Below are 14,261 nucleotides of genomic sequence, written 5' to 3' on the forward strand. Positions count from 1 at the left end.
TCTCCTTATTGTTATTATTAAAGTGCGCACGAAACACAGCCTTTGATTTCAGTACCTGCTAATGCAGATTGTCGAATACGAATGTAATACAAGGTTTTAATACCTTTACGCCATGCGTAAATTTGCGCTTTGTTAATATCTCTTGTTGTGGCTTCATCAGAAAAGAACAACGTCAGTGATAACCCTTGATCAATATGTTGTGAAGCTTCGGCATAGGTATCGATAATTTTCTCAGCTCCAATTTCATATGCATCTTGATAATATTGACGGTTTTCATTGGTCATAAAGGGAGCAGGGTAATAAACTCGCCCAATCTTACCTTCTTTTCTGATCTCTATTGGCGCGGCAATAGGATGAATACTTGATGTAGAATGGTTAATATAGGAAATAGACCCTGTCGGTGGTATTGCTTGTAAGTTTTGATTATAGATCCCATGCGTCATAATAGATTGCTTGAGAGTCTGCCAATCTTCCTGTGTTGGAATATGAATATTAGATTGGCTAAATAGCTGGTGGACTTTTTGAGTTTTAGGCAACCACTGTTGTGATACATATTTATTAAAATATTCACCCGTTGCGTATTTTGAATTTTCAAAGCCTTTAAAGTGCTGCTTTTTCTTAATCGCTAATTGATTTGAAGCTAATAACGCATAGTAAGTGACGGTATAAAAATAGATATTAGTAAAATCTAACGCTTCCTCAGAGCCATAATAAATCCCTTCACGGGCTAAGTAGCCATGTAAATTCATTTGCCCTAAACCAATGGCATGAGAAGCGAGATTACCTTTTTCAATAGAAGGAACGGACTCAATTTTCGTCATTTCAGAGACATTACTTAATGCCCTAATTGCAGTGCTGACGGTATGTGCAAAGTTAGGTGAGTCCATTGCCATAGCAATATTCATAGAACCTAAGTTACAACTGATATCATGACCGATATGGCGATAACTTAAGTCAGGGTGATACTCACTTGCGCTGTTGACTTGTAAGATTTCAGAGCAAAGATTGCTCATGTTAATTCTACCAGCGATAGGATTGGCGCGATTTACTGCATCTTCAAACATGATATAAGGATAGCCAGATTCAAATTGAATTTCGGCAAGTGTTTGGAAAAACTCTCTCGCTTTAATTTTTTTCTTACGAATTTGCGCGTTATTCACCATTTCACTGTATTTTTCACTAATACTGATCTCTGACATAGGTACGCCATAAACACGCTGTACATCATAAGGTGAGAAGAGATACATATCTTCATTGCGTTTCGCTAATTCAAAAGTGATATCAGGGATAACAACGCCTAAAGAGAGGGTTTTTATTCGCACTTTTTCATCCGCATTCTCTCTTTTTGTATCAAGAAAATGGTAAATATCTGGATGATGTGCATGAAGATAAACAGCACCAGCTCCTTGTCTTGCGCCTAACTGATTGGCATAGGAAAAAGCATCTTCAAGCATCTTCATAACAGGAACAACGCCAGAAGATTGATTCTCTATACGTTTAATGGGAGCACCAGCTTCACGTAAATTAGTCAGCAAAAATGCAACGCCACCACCACGTTTAGAAAGTTGTAATGCGGAATTTACCGATCGACCGATAGACTCCATATTATCTTCTATACGCAGTAGAAAGCAGGAAACCAATTCACCACGCTGTTGCTTTCCACAATTTAAAAAAGTCGGTGTTGCGGGTTGAAAACGGCCACTAATGATTTCATCAACAAGATGAAGTGCAAGATCAGTATCACCCTGTGCAAGCGTGAGAGCCACCATGCAAACGCGATCTTCATAGCGCTCAAGGTAGCGCTCGCCATCAAATGTTTTTAAGGTGTAACTGGTGTAATACTTAAAAGCGCCAAGGAACGATTGAAAGCGAAACTTTTTACTATAAGCATGTTTGAATAGCTGTTTGATAAAGGCAAATTCATACTGTTCTAACACTTGAGCTTCGTAATAGTGTTGTTGAACTAAGAATTCTAATTTTTCTCTTAGATCATGAAAAAATACTGTGTTTTGATTTACATGCTGACGAAAAAAATGGTGTGTCGCTAATTTGTCTTTATCAAACTGAATATTACCTTGCTCATCATAGAGATTTAGCATGGCATTCAATGCATGGTAATCCAGTTGTTCTGTTGATTGTGTCATGTTAATTATCTCGTGACGCATTGGTCAGTAAGGCTTGACCAAAATGTGCTTAAACCTGTTTTTACGCGGTTTACATCTTCTGGCGTACCTAATAATTCAAATCGATACAAAAAAGGGATCTGGCATTTTTGTGCAATAATATCGCCTGCTAATCCGTAAGCTGCACCAAAGTTAGTATTTCCAGAAGCAATGACTCCACGTATTAATTGACGGTTTTCAGGAATATTTAAAAACTGAATAACCGCTTTAGGCACTGCACCTTTAGTACCGCCACCGCCATAAGTTGGGCAAAGCAACACAAAAGGTTGTGTTGCAAGCAAGGTTTCATCTTCAATAATTCTGGTCGCCTTTAAATTGAGCTTTTGTACAAAGCGATGGCAGTTTTCAGAACGACTTGAAAAATAGATCAAAGGTGCAGTTTGCATGAGATGCTCCTTTAGAGCGTGATCTGTCTGATTTTATCAGGGCAGAAACCCGACCAATGTTGTTCACCGTGAACAACTACAGGTACTTGGCGATATCCCATAGAAACAATGTGAGCGAGGGCTTGTGTATCTTTGGTGAGATCAACTGCAACAAACGGAATATTTTTCTGTTTTAAAGCGCGTTCTGTGGCACTGCATTGAACGCAATTCGGTTTGGTATAGAGGATAACAGACATAAAAATAACCCTTATAAAAATATGGATGCGTCTGTTTTCACATCCATAATGAGAAGTCCTTAAATACTATATATAGATTTATTTATTTTCAACCACACAATATATGGTGATTTTCATTTTTGATAATGATTATCATTAAAATTAAATAGTTAGTGAATTAATTTTATTTTTAGATCGCTCGATTGATCAATTTTTATTAGATATACGAGTAATTAGATGATTGCTTTACCAATCAAGCATGATTTAATCTTGTTATTAAAGACAAATCAGCAGAGAAAACATTATGTACCAAGACTATCTCGATGCACCGAAAGGATTTCCGAAACCCTATATCTCTATCACTGCAAATGAAAAAGGGATCACAAGTCTCTATTTTGTGAATGATAAAGAGGTTGCTGTAAACACAAGCCCCGTGATTAAGCAATGTATGCAACAATTAAAAGAGTATTTTGCGGGTAAACGCACGACGTTTTCAGTGCCATTAGCGCCTGAAGGAACTGAATTTCAAAGCCGTGTTTGGAAGACATTACAGACAATCCCTTATGGTGAAATTTGGAGCTATAAAAAATTAGCGCTTACATTAGGTTCGATCAATTATTGCAGAGCGGTAGGAATGGCAAACTCGCGCAATCCAATTTCTTTAATTATTCCTTGCCACCGAGTGATTGGTCATAACGGTAAGTTGGTCGGCTATACTGGTGGATTAGATATTAAGCGTTGGCTACTTCACTATGAAAAAGTAGAAATTGATGAATAGTTCAGATTGTAAGTATTAAGTATTGTTTCTTAAGTGAACTATGCGTTAAGGCATGGGATTTGTCTGAATATTAATCATTTGGCAGAAAAAAAATGTGAGTTTCGTGATCTAGACTGTGGACAGGGAATCATCATTTTTGTTTTACTATAGCCAACGCAAAACGCTTGCGTTTATTTTCTATTTTAAAGGTAAACTTGATGTCTAAATTAAAAGGTAACGTTAAGTGGTTTAACGAAACTAAAGGTTTTGGTTTTATCACTCCAGAAGATGGCAGCAAAGATGTATTTGTACACTTTTCCGCTATTACATCAGAAGGCTTTAAAACCCTTGCTGAAGGTCAAAAAGTAGAGTTTGAAGTTACTGACGGCGCGAAAGGGCCATCTGCTGCAAACGTTGTCGCTATCTAATTAACGACTTCTTTGAGACAGTAAAAACCCGTTTTTTAACGGGTTTTTATATTTCTAGAGCAAAACCTGTTTTTTAACGATTTTTTACATTCCGAGTATTACATCTCTCGTAGTAACCAAAACGCAAATGCGGTCATTAAAAATGAACCCGCCAAGTTAGCACCCATCGTACTTAATGCCCATCCTATCTTTCCTTCAGTTAAGAGTGCGACAACTTCGACAGAAAAGGTTGAAAATGTTGTCAAACCGCCACAAAAGCCCGTAGTTAGCATAATTTTCCAAATAGGATCAATATGTGGCGCTTTGCTAAACCAAGCGATACCAAAGGCAATAATAAAAGCACCAATACAATTAGCAATAAAGGTGCCCGTAGCAAAATGAGGAAAAATAGAATTTAGGCGGTAGCTAATCAGCCAGCGCAATACGCTACCTAAACCACCACCTATAAATACAGCAATTGCAATGTTAAGCATGAGAGATTAATTGTTATTTAACCTCAATCCCCTGAGCTTGAAGATCAGCATGATAAGACGAGCGAACAAACGGCCCACAAGCTGCATGGGTAAAGCCCATCGCAAGTGCTTGCTCTTTCATATATTCAAACTCATCAGGACTGACGTAGCGTTGAACAGGAAGATGGTGACGACTTGGCTGTAAATATTGCCCTAATGTCAGCATCGTTACCCCATGTTTACGCAGATCACGCATAACGTCAATAATTTCTTCGTTGGTTTCCCCAAGGCCGACCATTAAACCCGACTTAGTAGGAATATCAGGGTGAGCTTGCTTAAAACGCTCTAACAATGTCAATGACCATTGATAGTTAGCACCTGGGCGTACTTGACGATAAACGCGAGGAACGTTCTCTAAGTTATGGTTGAAGACATCAGGTGGTGTGTCTGTGAGGATCTCAAGTGCTTTATCCATACGACCACGGAAGTCAGGGACTAATGTTTCAATACGGATCGTTGGATTTTTTGCACGAATCGCAGCAATACAATCAGCAAAATGTTGAGCACCGCCATCACGTAAATCATCGCGGTCTACGGAAGTAATTACGACGTAGCGTAACCCCATATCTTTAATCGTCTGAGCGAGTTTTTCTGGCTCTTGCGGATCGGGGGTATTTGGGCGGCCATGAGCAACATCGCAGAATGGGCAACGGCGTGTACAGATTGCGCCCAAGATCATAAAGGTTGCTGTTCCGTGGTTAAAGCATTCTGCAAGGTTAGGACAAGAGGCTTCTTCACAGACGGAATGAAGACCATTTTTACGCATTGCAGCTTTGATACCCTGAATTTTACTTGAGTCAGCGGGTAACTTTATTTTCATCCAATCAGGTTTGCGTAGCAGTTGTTCACGTTCTGTAGCGACTGTTTTAACAGGAATAAGTGCCATTTTATCGGCGTCGCGATATTTAACTCCGCGTTCCATCTGAATAGGTTTACTCATAATTGTGCCAGTTCCAGTTATCTAGAGTGATTAACACGATGTGACTGAGGTAATCAGGGTTTTAAAAAAATATGACAAATGTTAAAAAATTATAGCATTTTTATTGCTGTGGTTGGAATCCTAGTTGTGTACAAAAATGCTTAACTAATAACGGTGCTACCTGTGTCGTTGTCGTATTTGGTGCAAAATCAATTAACTGCGTCATTTTTAGATCAGAATAACCACAAGGATTTATTCGTGCAAAAGGGGATAAATCCATATCGATATTGAGTGCAAGTCCATGAAAGGAGCAACCTTTACGAATGCGTAATCCTAAAGAGCAAATTTTATCACCTTTTACATAAACGCCGGGCGCATCAACACGAGCATAAGCTTCTACATTAAACTCCGCTAGCGTATCAATAACGGTGTTTTCAAGAGCAGTGACTAATTGACGAACACCTACATGATTGCGTTTTAAATCAATTAAAACATACATTACTTGTTGACCTGGGCCATGATAAGTCACTTGACCACCACGATCAGATTGAATAACAGGAATAGACCCCGTATTTAATAAGTGTTCAGCTTTACCTGCTTGGCCTTGGGTAAAAACCTGTTCATGTTGAACGAGCCATATTTCATCAGGTGTGTGACTTTCCCGTTTTTCCGTAAACTGATGCATAGAATCAGAAACCGGTAAATAGGGTTTCACACCTAATTGGCGAATAATGATTGTCTTGTCTTGCACCGTGAAAATCTTCATTTGTAGCGTAATTGTGAAGAGCAGTATAACGCTCCAGTAAATGAACTACCAGATTGAGATGTTTTTTTTCCTCGGTAGGATGAAAAATGAAGGGATGCAGAATAAGAAAAAGCGCCTTAATGATGAAAGGCGCTTTTAAAAAGTTATCTATTAAAAGAAGAGATTACAGAACCATACGTACCAGTTCAAGTTCACCTAATTCTTTATATAACGTTTCTACTTGATCGATATGAGTTGCGTTGATGGTAATAGAAACAGAGTGGTAATTACCTTTGCTACTTGGTTTCACTGAAGGTGTGTAATCACCAGGAGCGTGGCGTTGAATAACTTCAACGACTTGATCCACTAATTCTGGTTTTGCGTGACCCATCACTTTATAAGTGAAAGAACATGGGAACTCTAACAGTTCGTTTAATTTTGTTTTCATCATAATGTAATTCCTTAAGACAACAGGTGCTGTTGTTTTAATAATTTATGTCTACACCTAATCTTAGCAAATAAAAAGCGCATTCCTTAAATAATAAGGAATGCGATACTGGTAATTAGGGTAAATATGGAAATGGTAAATGTGTTTGTGCCAATATCTAGATAATAGTTATATGTGGTCACATTTACCTTTTTCAAGCCTTAGCCAAACCAGTGTGAGAATAATAATTTGATGTAGTCGATAATACGACTAAAGAAGCCACCTTCTTTTACTTCATTCATCACAACAAGCGGACGTTGTTCAATAACTTGACCATCAAGTTGGAAATTAATTGTTCCCACAACTTGGTTTTTGGTCACGGGTGCATGTAATTCTACATTATCAAGAACATAGCTTGCTTTTAAATCTTTTAAACGACCACGAGGAATAGTTAAATAAACATCTTTATCTACCCCTAATTGTACTTTATCTGTTTCGCCATACCAGATAGGCTCAGCAGCGAACTCTTTACCCACTTGCAATGGTTTTACAGTTTCAAAGAAACGGAAACCCCAAGTGAGTAATTTTTTACTTTCGGCATCACGACCTTTAGATGAGTGACCACCCATAACCGCAGAAATTAAACGCATATCGCCTTCAGTTGCAGAAGCGACAAGGTTATAGCCAGCAGATGCAGTATGGCCTGTTTTAATACCATCAACGTTTAAACTGGTATCCCACAACAAACCATTTCGGTTAGTTTGGCGGATATTGTTGTAGGTGTACTCTTTTTCTTTATAGATAGCATACTCATCAGGTACATCACGAATTAATGCCGCACCAATTAGCGCCATATCGCGAGCCGAGCTGTATTGTCCTGGGGCATCAAGACCATGAACGGTTTGGAATTGTGTATTTTGTAAACCTAGGCGTTTAACGTAATCGTTCATCATGGTCACAAACGTATCTTGGCTGCCCGCAACATAAGAGGCCATTGCGACACAAGCATCATTACCTGATTGTAAGTTAATGCCGCGAGTTAACTGTGCAACTGTAACTTGATCACCCGGTTTTAAGAACATTAAAGAAGAGCCACGAAAAACAGGATTACCGGTTGCCCATGCTTCTTCACCAATGGGTACGATATCGCTATTAGAGATTTTACCTGCACGAATAGATTGACCGATAACATAGCTGGTCATCATCTTGGTTAAACTTGCAGGATCACGGCGAACATCGGCATTCATTTCAGCCAGTACCTTCCCAGAATTATAATCAATAAGAATATAAGATTCGGCTTCGATACTAGGAACAGCGGGTATCATTGTTTTTAGGGAATCTTCCGCAATACTTTGATGACTTACTGTGAGTAAAGCAAAAGTGGCACTTAATAGGCTTGTTCTTAGTAATTTTGCTGGGAGTATCTGTTTCATTCTGTTTGTTTAATCCGAAAATTCAGGGAAAAATAGGGACTGATAAATAAAATATCAGCAAATCCAGACGATTCTACGCTTGAATTTGCTGATATAAAAAGGATTTTACGTAAAATTATCCTTTATTGGGTAATAATAAACCCAGTGATATCTTTAACTTGTTTCAGCTTGCTTTTTATCACTTCGGCTTGATCCTTAGATGAATAAGGGCCGAGTTGCACTTTATATAATCCATCTGTTTTATTGATTACACCTTGAGTGCTAACTGATGATGCTAAATCATCTAGCCAACGTTGTGCGTTATTTTCATTACTGAGAGCACCGACTTGAACATAAAAGCCTTGTGCTATGGAATTTGAGGATAATACTGGTTTTGGCGCTTTTGTTTCTGTCTCTACTGGAGCGGGCATTGGAACTGGCGCTGGCGTTGTAGTTTGGGCTGGAACTGGCGTTGGAGCAGGTGGCTCAACTGGCATATTGTTGTTGGTAGGCGTTGATGTCGCTAATGGCGCTGGCGTTGCTGGTTGAGCATTAAAATTAGGACGCTCAGGTAATGCCGTTGTTTTTTTCTCTATCTGCGCACCATGTGTACCAATACCACTCATATGGCCAGTTTGGTCAACAACAATTCCTTCAATAAGCAATGGAGTTGTCGGCATTAAACGTAAGCTATCAGAAACCGCTGGCGTAACTTGGATTTGTTTTCCATTAACATAGGGGCCTCGGTCGTTAATACGTACAACCATTGTGCGCCCATTGAGCAAGTTTGTGATTTTCGCATAGCTTGGGATCGGTAATGTAGGATGCGCAGCGGCAAATTCATAGGGATTTACGCGCTCACCAATGGTAGTTAAACGACTCATCGCTAAACTATCATAGACAACCGCTTCTCCTCGTTCACTGAAGTTTGCAGGATCAGTCACAATACGGTAAACCACCCCATTTTTTCGGTAATCTTGATTTGCCGTAGGGTGATAAGGCTCGTAACGAGGCTCTGCACCGAGAACACGTTGAGCTGGCACATTGGGTAATGGTGCTGGCTGTTTATTGGTATTCGGCTTATCAATAACACACCCTGACAGTAGCAATGTACTGATACCAATCAAAAACCATTGCAGACGCATAAAAACCTCATTATAAACTTTTCGATAGTAGTTTTCGGTGTGTATGAATTGACATCACGATACCAAACCCTGCCATTAACACAATAAGGGCGGAGCCTCCATAACTCATCAGCGGTAACGGAACCCCCACAACAGGAAGGATGCCACTCACCATTCCTATGTTGACAAAAACATAGACAAAGAAAATTAGCATTAACCCGCCAATCATTACTCTACCAAATGTATTTTGTGCTTTCGTCGCAAGGTAAAGGCCTCGCGCGATTAAGAGTACATAGAGAGTCAGTAGTATCAAAACACCAATTAATCCGAGTTCTTCAGCCAATACAGCAAAAATAAAGTCTGTATGGCGCTCTGGTAAGAATTCTAATTGAGATTGAGTGCCTTGTAACCATCCTTTTCCATGTAATCCACCAGAACCAATGGCAATTTTAGATTGGATGATATGATATCCTGCGCCAAGCGGGTCTGATTCGGGGTCCAGAAGCATCATTACCCGTGCTTGCTGGTAATCATGCATGAGGAAAAACCAAAGTATGGGGATAAAGGCGGCAACAAGTACAATTGCGATAGTAATAAGACGCCAGCTCATTCCAGCAAGGAAAAGAACAAATAGCCCTGAAGCAGCAACAAGGATGGATGTCCCCAAATCGGGCTGAGCTGCAACTAATAATGTTGGAACAAAAATAATGACCAGAGCAATGGCGGTATTACGTAACGTAGGTGGGCACACATCTCGATTCATAAATCGCGCCACCATCAAAGGAACGGCAATTTTAGCAATTTCTGAGGGCTGAAAACGTACAATACCTAAATCGAGCCAGCGTTGTGCTCCCTTGCTGATTTGTCCGAAAACATCAACGAGGATCAATAAGATAACGCAAAAGAAAAAGAGATGAGGCGCCCAACTTTCATAAACTCGGGGAGGGATTTGTGCCATGATGATCATGACCATAAATCCCATTGCTATTTGTCCTAACTTACGTTGCATCATTTCTGGATCTTGCCCGCTGGCACTCCACATAATAAATGCGCTGTATCCTAATAAAGCAATAATGCAAAGTAAGAATAGAGGATCGATATGGATCCGTGTCCAGAAGGATTTTTTCTTATTATTTTCAGTCATGAGTATTATTCCTCTGAACCACGCGGTGCTGGTGGAGAAGCTGGCAATACCGTGTTGTTATCACCAAGGAGAATGTGGTCAAGAATTTGTCTTGTAATATCACCGACAGAAGGGCCTGCGCCACCATTTTCTAGGATAATAGAGATGGCTACGGTCGGCTTATCATAAGGCGCAAAGGCAATCATCAATTTGTGGTCACGAAGATGTTCAGCCAATTGGCTCGCATTGTAGGTTTCGTAACTAAACACCTGTGCAGTTCCCGATTTTGCTGCTACTTTATAAGGCGCATCAGCAAAACTTCGGCGACCTGTACCATTAGGGAAGTTAGCCACACCATACATACCGTGTTTTGCTAATTCCCAATAACCTGAGTTGATATCGCCAATTTGGCGTGTTTCGGTATCAACATAAGGCAACATTTCATTGCCAAGTTTTGTTCCGTAAAGTAAGTGAGGGGTTTTAACTTGACCATCATTAATCAATGTCATTAAAGCTTTCGCCATTTGAATTGGCGTTGCTGTCCAATAACCTTGCCCAATCCCTACGGGGATCGTGTCACCTTGATACCAAGGCTTTTTATAACGTTGCTGTTTCCACTCACGCGTTGGCATGATGCCATTGCGTTCTTCGGATAGATCAATACCTGTATATTCGCCATAACCAAAGCGCCCCATCCAAGTTGATATACGATCAATTCCCATATCATAAGCAACTTGGTAGAAGAAGGTATCCGCAGATTCTACGATAGATTTTGTAACATTAAGTTTTCCATGTCCCCAACGTTTCCAATCTCGATAACGTTTTTCAGAGCCAGGAAGTTGCCACCACCCGGGATCATGAATTGTTGTATTGGCTGTGATTACACCTTCACTTAATGCAGCAACAGACATAAACGGCTTTACGGTTGATGCAGGTGGATAAAGACCTTGGGTTGTACGGTTGATCAACGGTCTATCTGGGTTATTTAGTAACCCTTGATATTCGCTGTTCGAAATCCCACCAACAAATAAGTTAGGATCATAACTAGGGTTCGATACAAGCGCTAAAATCTCACCATTGCGAGGATCGGTTACTACAACCGCAGCTCGGCTTGTGGTGAGTAATGTTTCAATATAGGTTTGCAGTTCAAGGTCGATGGTAAGATAGATATCTTTACCTGCCTGTGGAGGTTGTTCGTGTAACTGGCGAATAACTCGACCACGACTATTAACTTCAACCTCTTCATAGCCTGTTGTACCGTGCAAAACAGACTCATAATAACGTTCGATGCCTAACTTGCCGATATCATGAGTCGCAGCATAGTTAGGTGATAAACCTTCTTTATCAAGGCGTTCAACATCCTTATCGTTAATTTTTGCGACATAACCAATTACATGCGTTAATGCTGAACCATAAGGATAATAGCGACGTTGATAGCCTTTAATTTCTAAGCCAGGATAACGGTATTGATTGATAGCGAAACGTGCGACTTGTACTTGGCTTAATGTTGTTTTTAAGGCAATAGAACTAAATCGACGTGAGCGCTTGCGCTCTTTTTCAAATGCAGCAATATCTTCGTCCGTTAAGTCAACGACATCCCTTAAACTTTCAAGTGTTTCTTGTAAGTTTGTTACCTTCTCAGGCACAACTTCTAATTGATAGATAGTACGATTGAGCGCAAGAGGGATACCTTTGCGGTCGTAAATAATGCCTCTGCTGGGAGCAATCGGTACTAATTTAATTCGGTTATCATTTGAACGTGTTTGATAATCATCATGGCGAGCGATCTGTAAGTGATTGAGGTTAAAAACCAAAACACCACTCAATATAATAATTACTGAAAATGCGACAATCACACGACGGATAAATAGCTTTGATTCCGCAGTATAATCTCGAAACGGGGTACGTTTTTTTCTTTTCATCCCATTTGACTTCACTTACTGACCCGCCAATTTATTGATTATTCACGATGATAAGGATGGTTTGTGGTAATGCTCCATGCTCGATAAAGGCTTTCTGCAACCACGACACGAACAAGGGGGTGTGGCATTGTTAAAGGAGATAAAGACCAGCTTTGTTCAGCCGCAGCTTTACAAGCGGGTGCTAATCCTTCGGGGCCACCAATGAGTAAGCTGACATTTCTACCATCAAGCTTCCATCGATCAAGTTGTTCTGCAAGTTTTGGCGTATCCCAGCGAGCGCCAGGAATATCGAGAGTGACGATACGATTTCCTTTACCTACTGCTGCTAACATTTGTTCACCTTCTTTTTCGAGAATACGTTTAATATCCGCATTCTTCCCACGCTTACCAGCGGGGATCTCGATAAGTTCTAAAGGCATGTCTTTTGGGAATCGATTAAGATAATCCATAAAGCCGGTCTGTATCCAGTCCGGCATTTTTGTACCAACGGCAATGAGCTGTAATTTCAAACTCAGCTCCAGAGTTTTTCAAGTTCGTACATACGGCGACTATCTTCTTGCATGACGTGTACCATGGCTTCACCAAGATCAACGACAATCCAGTCAGAAACGCCTTGTCCTTCAACACCTAAAGGTTGTAATCCCGCTTCGCGGCAATCATCAACGAGATTATCTGCAACAGACATGAGGTGTCTGCTTGATGTACCCGTACAAATAATCATGTAATCAGTTACACTTGATTTTCCGCGGACATCTAATGCAATAATGTCTTGAGCTTTAGAATCTTCAAGTTTATCAATAATAAATTGCTGTAATTCAGAGCCTTGCAAAAGGATCACCTTTAATCTAATGAGTTAATTCAATCGAAAAATAACATACTCGTGATACTTCAAGTTGCAGCGTTGTTGACTACATTTATTCGCACTAGTTATATACTGTGGCATATGCCTAGCGACTTACTCCACTTGTTGTCTAACTGCATCTCAAATTATTTAGAATATGAATGCTATTTTAAAGGAATTTATACCAATAAATCTATTTTACTGGATGATTAATTCCAGTTAGCAATAACAAGAACATAAATCTCATTTTCTTGTTTTTCGACGTTTGATTTAGAAAAATTCATATATGCCCATTAACTGCGTCATAATAAATAACAAAAAGAAGGCAGATAAGAACTTTTTCGTTTAGACGACAGTTTTACCTTACAGTTCCCTTAAGGGAACAGAGGGTGAGAATAACAGCTAAACCTCGTCTGTCAATGCTGATTAAACACCTAATTAGCGTGTTTTGACTTTGTTACGTTTAGATTATACAGACTAATACTCATACTTTTTAGTTAGAGAGAAAAAGAATGGAAAGAAAAGAAAATTATCTCGGGCTATCTTCAGAAATTGTGAGTAACAGCGATCGCCAATTACAAGAAAAGTTAGCGTTACTTTGTCGTGTCGTTAAAGATGAAAAAATAGGCATTATGCGGATAGATCTCCAAAACAGAGATCATCCGTTGCCGATTTATGGTTATATCGGAAAAGAAGGGGACAGACTTGTTTCGCCATCAAGTTTTATTTTACCTCAATTAAGTCTTGAGCAACTTTTGCAGCCTATTGTTCTCGATCACTTTCTTACTCAATTCTTTACACTATGCGATTATCAACAACAGGTTAATCAATCATTAAGTAAAGGGGCTTTGATTAAATTTCATAGTCGATATAAATATTTAATTATGGCTTATTCACAAGTAGCTTATCGTGAATTAGGGCGTTATATCGCTAATCTTTCTGACGAAATCTCTCTTGATGAAATTGCATCTAAATATCAACAAAAGTTAATGAAGGCATTAAGCGTTGCACCAAGTCGAGAAGGACAAACTAATGCATTAATGCATATGGCTGGGTACTTTAAGCGAGATCTGAGTTCGCAACAGAAACAAGAAATATCACAGACAATTTTGCTATATCGTCAAGGTGTCGTGCCTTTCTCTAAACCTTATGATTTACTCCAATATTGGTTAACCATTTACCCCGATGACTATTTGATTAACCAACGCTATTTTTCGCCTTATCCATCTGCTTTTAATTATTTAAGAGAACAACTTTAAAAAGAATA

General features: G+C 39.5%; 16 protein-coding genes. 3 read left to right on the plus strand and 13 right to left on the minus strand.

Translation table 11 applies throughout. The features are described from left to right. Positions 1 to 17: 17 nt before the first annotated feature. Genes nrdE through nrdH form a run of 3 tightly spaced genes read right to left on the minus strand, consistent with a single transcriptional unit; the run spans position 18 to position 2,805 of the window. Positions 18 to 2,144 (minus strand): class 1b ribonucleoside-diphosphate reductase subunit alpha, encoded by a 2,127-nt coding sequence (nrdE, locus tag ABN212_RS15825; RefSeq protein ID WP_198620378.1) that lies wholly within the window; start codon positions 2,142 to 2,144, stop codon positions 18 to 20. A gap of 5 nt (positions 2,145 to 2,149) precedes the next feature. Continuing rightward, positions 2,150 to 2,569 (minus strand): class Ib ribonucleoside-diphosphate reductase assembly flavoprotein NrdI, encoded by a 420-nt coding sequence (gene nrdI / locus ABN212_RS15830; protein WP_198620379.1) that lies wholly within the window; start codon positions 2,567 to 2,569, stop codon positions 2,150 to 2,152. An 11-nt stretch (positions 2,570 to 2,580) separates the two neighbouring features. Continuing rightward, a complete protein-coding gene (gene nrdH / locus ABN212_RS15835) occupies positions 2,581 to 2,805 on the minus strand; it encodes a glutaredoxin-like protein NrdH (RefSeq protein WP_023581131.1) in 225 nt (74 codons plus the stop codon). A gap of 283 nt (positions 2,806 to 3,088) precedes the next feature. Between nrdH and ABN212_RS15840 the strand changes: the two genes are divergently transcribed. Next, the gene (locus ABN212_RS15840) at positions 3,089 to 3,562 is read left to right on the plus strand and encodes a methylated-DNA--[protein]-cysteine S-methyltransferase (RefSeq protein WP_198626103.1); all 474 of its coding nucleotides are present in this window, start codon (positions 3,089 to 3,091) and stop codon (positions 3,560 to 3,562) included. Positions 3,563 to 3,759: 197 nt separating this feature from the next. Next, the gene (gene cspE / locus ABN212_RS15845) at positions 3,760 to 3,969 is read left to right on the plus strand and encodes a transcription antiterminator/RNA stability regulator CspE (RefSeq protein ID WP_023581133.1); all 210 of its coding nucleotides are present in this window, start codon (positions 3,760 to 3,762) and stop codon (positions 3,967 to 3,969) included. Positions 3,970 to 4,067: 98 nt separating this feature from the next. On the opposite strand, the gene crcB is transcribed toward cspE, so the two are convergent. The 10 genes from crcB to rsfS all read right to left on the minus strand — a co-directional run bounded on the left by crcB (position 4,068) and on the right by rsfS (position 12,991). After that, positions 4,068 to 4,442, minus strand: coding sequence for a fluoride efflux transporter CrcB (gene crcB, locus ABN212_RS15850; protein ID WP_023581134.1), 375 nt, complete (start codon positions 4,440 to 4,442; stop codon positions 4,068 to 4,070). 13 nt (positions 4,443 to 4,455) lie between these two features. Beyond that, complete coding sequence (gene lipA, locus ABN212_RS15855) at positions 4,456 to 5,421, minus strand: lipoyl synthase (RefSeq protein ID WP_198630170.1); 966 nt, start codon at positions 5,419 to 5,421, stop codon at positions 4,456 to 4,458. Between the two features lie 100 nt (positions 5,422 to 5,521). Beyond that, complete coding sequence (gene lipB / locus ABN212_RS15860; protein WP_109374076.1) at positions 5,522 to 6,166, minus strand: lipoyl(octanoyl) transferase LipB; 645 nt, start codon at positions 6,164 to 6,166, stop codon at positions 5,522 to 5,524. A gap of 163 nt (positions 6,167 to 6,329) precedes the next feature. After that, positions 6,330 to 6,593 carry a DUF493 family protein YbeD gene (ybeD, locus tag ABN212_RS15865; protein WP_036912266.1) on the minus strand — a complete coding sequence of 88 codons (264 nt, stop codon included), beginning with the start codon at positions 6,591 to 6,593 and terminating at the stop codon, positions 6,330 to 6,332. 200 nt (positions 6,594 to 6,793) lie between these two features. Beyond that, on the minus strand, positions 6,794 to 8,005 hold the full coding sequence (gene dacA, locus ABN212_RS15870; RefSeq protein ID WP_198620382.1) for a D-alanyl-D-alanine carboxypeptidase DacA: 1,212 nt from the start codon (positions 8,003 to 8,005) through the stop codon (positions 6,794 to 6,796). A gap of 122 nt (positions 8,006 to 8,127) precedes the next feature. Then, positions 8,128 to 9,129, minus strand: coding sequence for an endolytic peptidoglycan transglycosylase RlpA (rlpA, locus tag ABN212_RS15875; RefSeq protein WP_349443408.1), 1,002 nt, complete (start codon positions 9,127 to 9,129; stop codon positions 8,128 to 8,130). A 10-nt stretch (positions 9,130 to 9,139) separates the two neighbouring features. Continuing rightward, the gene (gene mrdB / locus ABN212_RS15880) at positions 9,140 to 10,252 is read right to left on the minus strand and encodes a peptidoglycan glycosyltransferase MrdB (RefSeq protein WP_198620384.1); all 1,113 of its coding nucleotides are present in this window, start codon (positions 10,250 to 10,252) and stop codon (positions 9,140 to 9,142) included. A 5-nt stretch (positions 10,253 to 10,257) separates the two neighbouring features. Next, positions 10,258 to 12,153 (minus strand): peptidoglycan DD-transpeptidase MrdA, encoded by a 1,896-nt coding sequence (mrdA, locus tag ABN212_RS15885; RefSeq protein ID WP_198620385.1) that lies wholly within the window; start codon positions 12,151 to 12,153, stop codon positions 10,258 to 10,260. A gap of 38 nt (positions 12,154 to 12,191) precedes the next feature. Further along, positions 12,192 to 12,662 (minus strand): 23S rRNA (pseudouridine(1915)-N(3))-methyltransferase RlmH, encoded by a 471-nt coding sequence (rlmH, locus tag ABN212_RS15890; RefSeq protein WP_004246050.1) that lies wholly within the window; start codon positions 12,660 to 12,662, stop codon positions 12,192 to 12,194. A 2-nt stretch (positions 12,663 to 12,664) separates the two neighbouring features. Next, on the minus strand, positions 12,665 to 12,991 hold the full coding sequence (gene rsfS / locus ABN212_RS15895) for a ribosome silencing factor (RefSeq protein ID WP_006537732.1): 327 nt from the start codon (positions 12,989 to 12,991) through the stop codon (positions 12,665 to 12,667). 515 nt (positions 12,992 to 13,506) lie between these two features. Between rsfS and ABN212_RS15900 the strand changes: the two genes are divergently transcribed. Beyond that, positions 13,507 to 14,253 carry a YbgA family protein gene (locus tag ABN212_RS15900; RefSeq protein ID WP_198626105.1) on the plus strand — a complete coding sequence of 249 codons (747 nt, stop codon included), beginning with the start codon at positions 13,507 to 13,509 and terminating at the stop codon, positions 14,251 to 14,253. Positions 14,254 to 14,261: the final 8 nt, after the last annotated feature.

This window comes from Proteus genomosp. 6 (assembly GCF_040139785.1).
Classification (GTDB): Bacteria; Pseudomonadota; Gammaproteobacteria; order Enterobacterales; family Enterobacteriaceae; genus Proteus.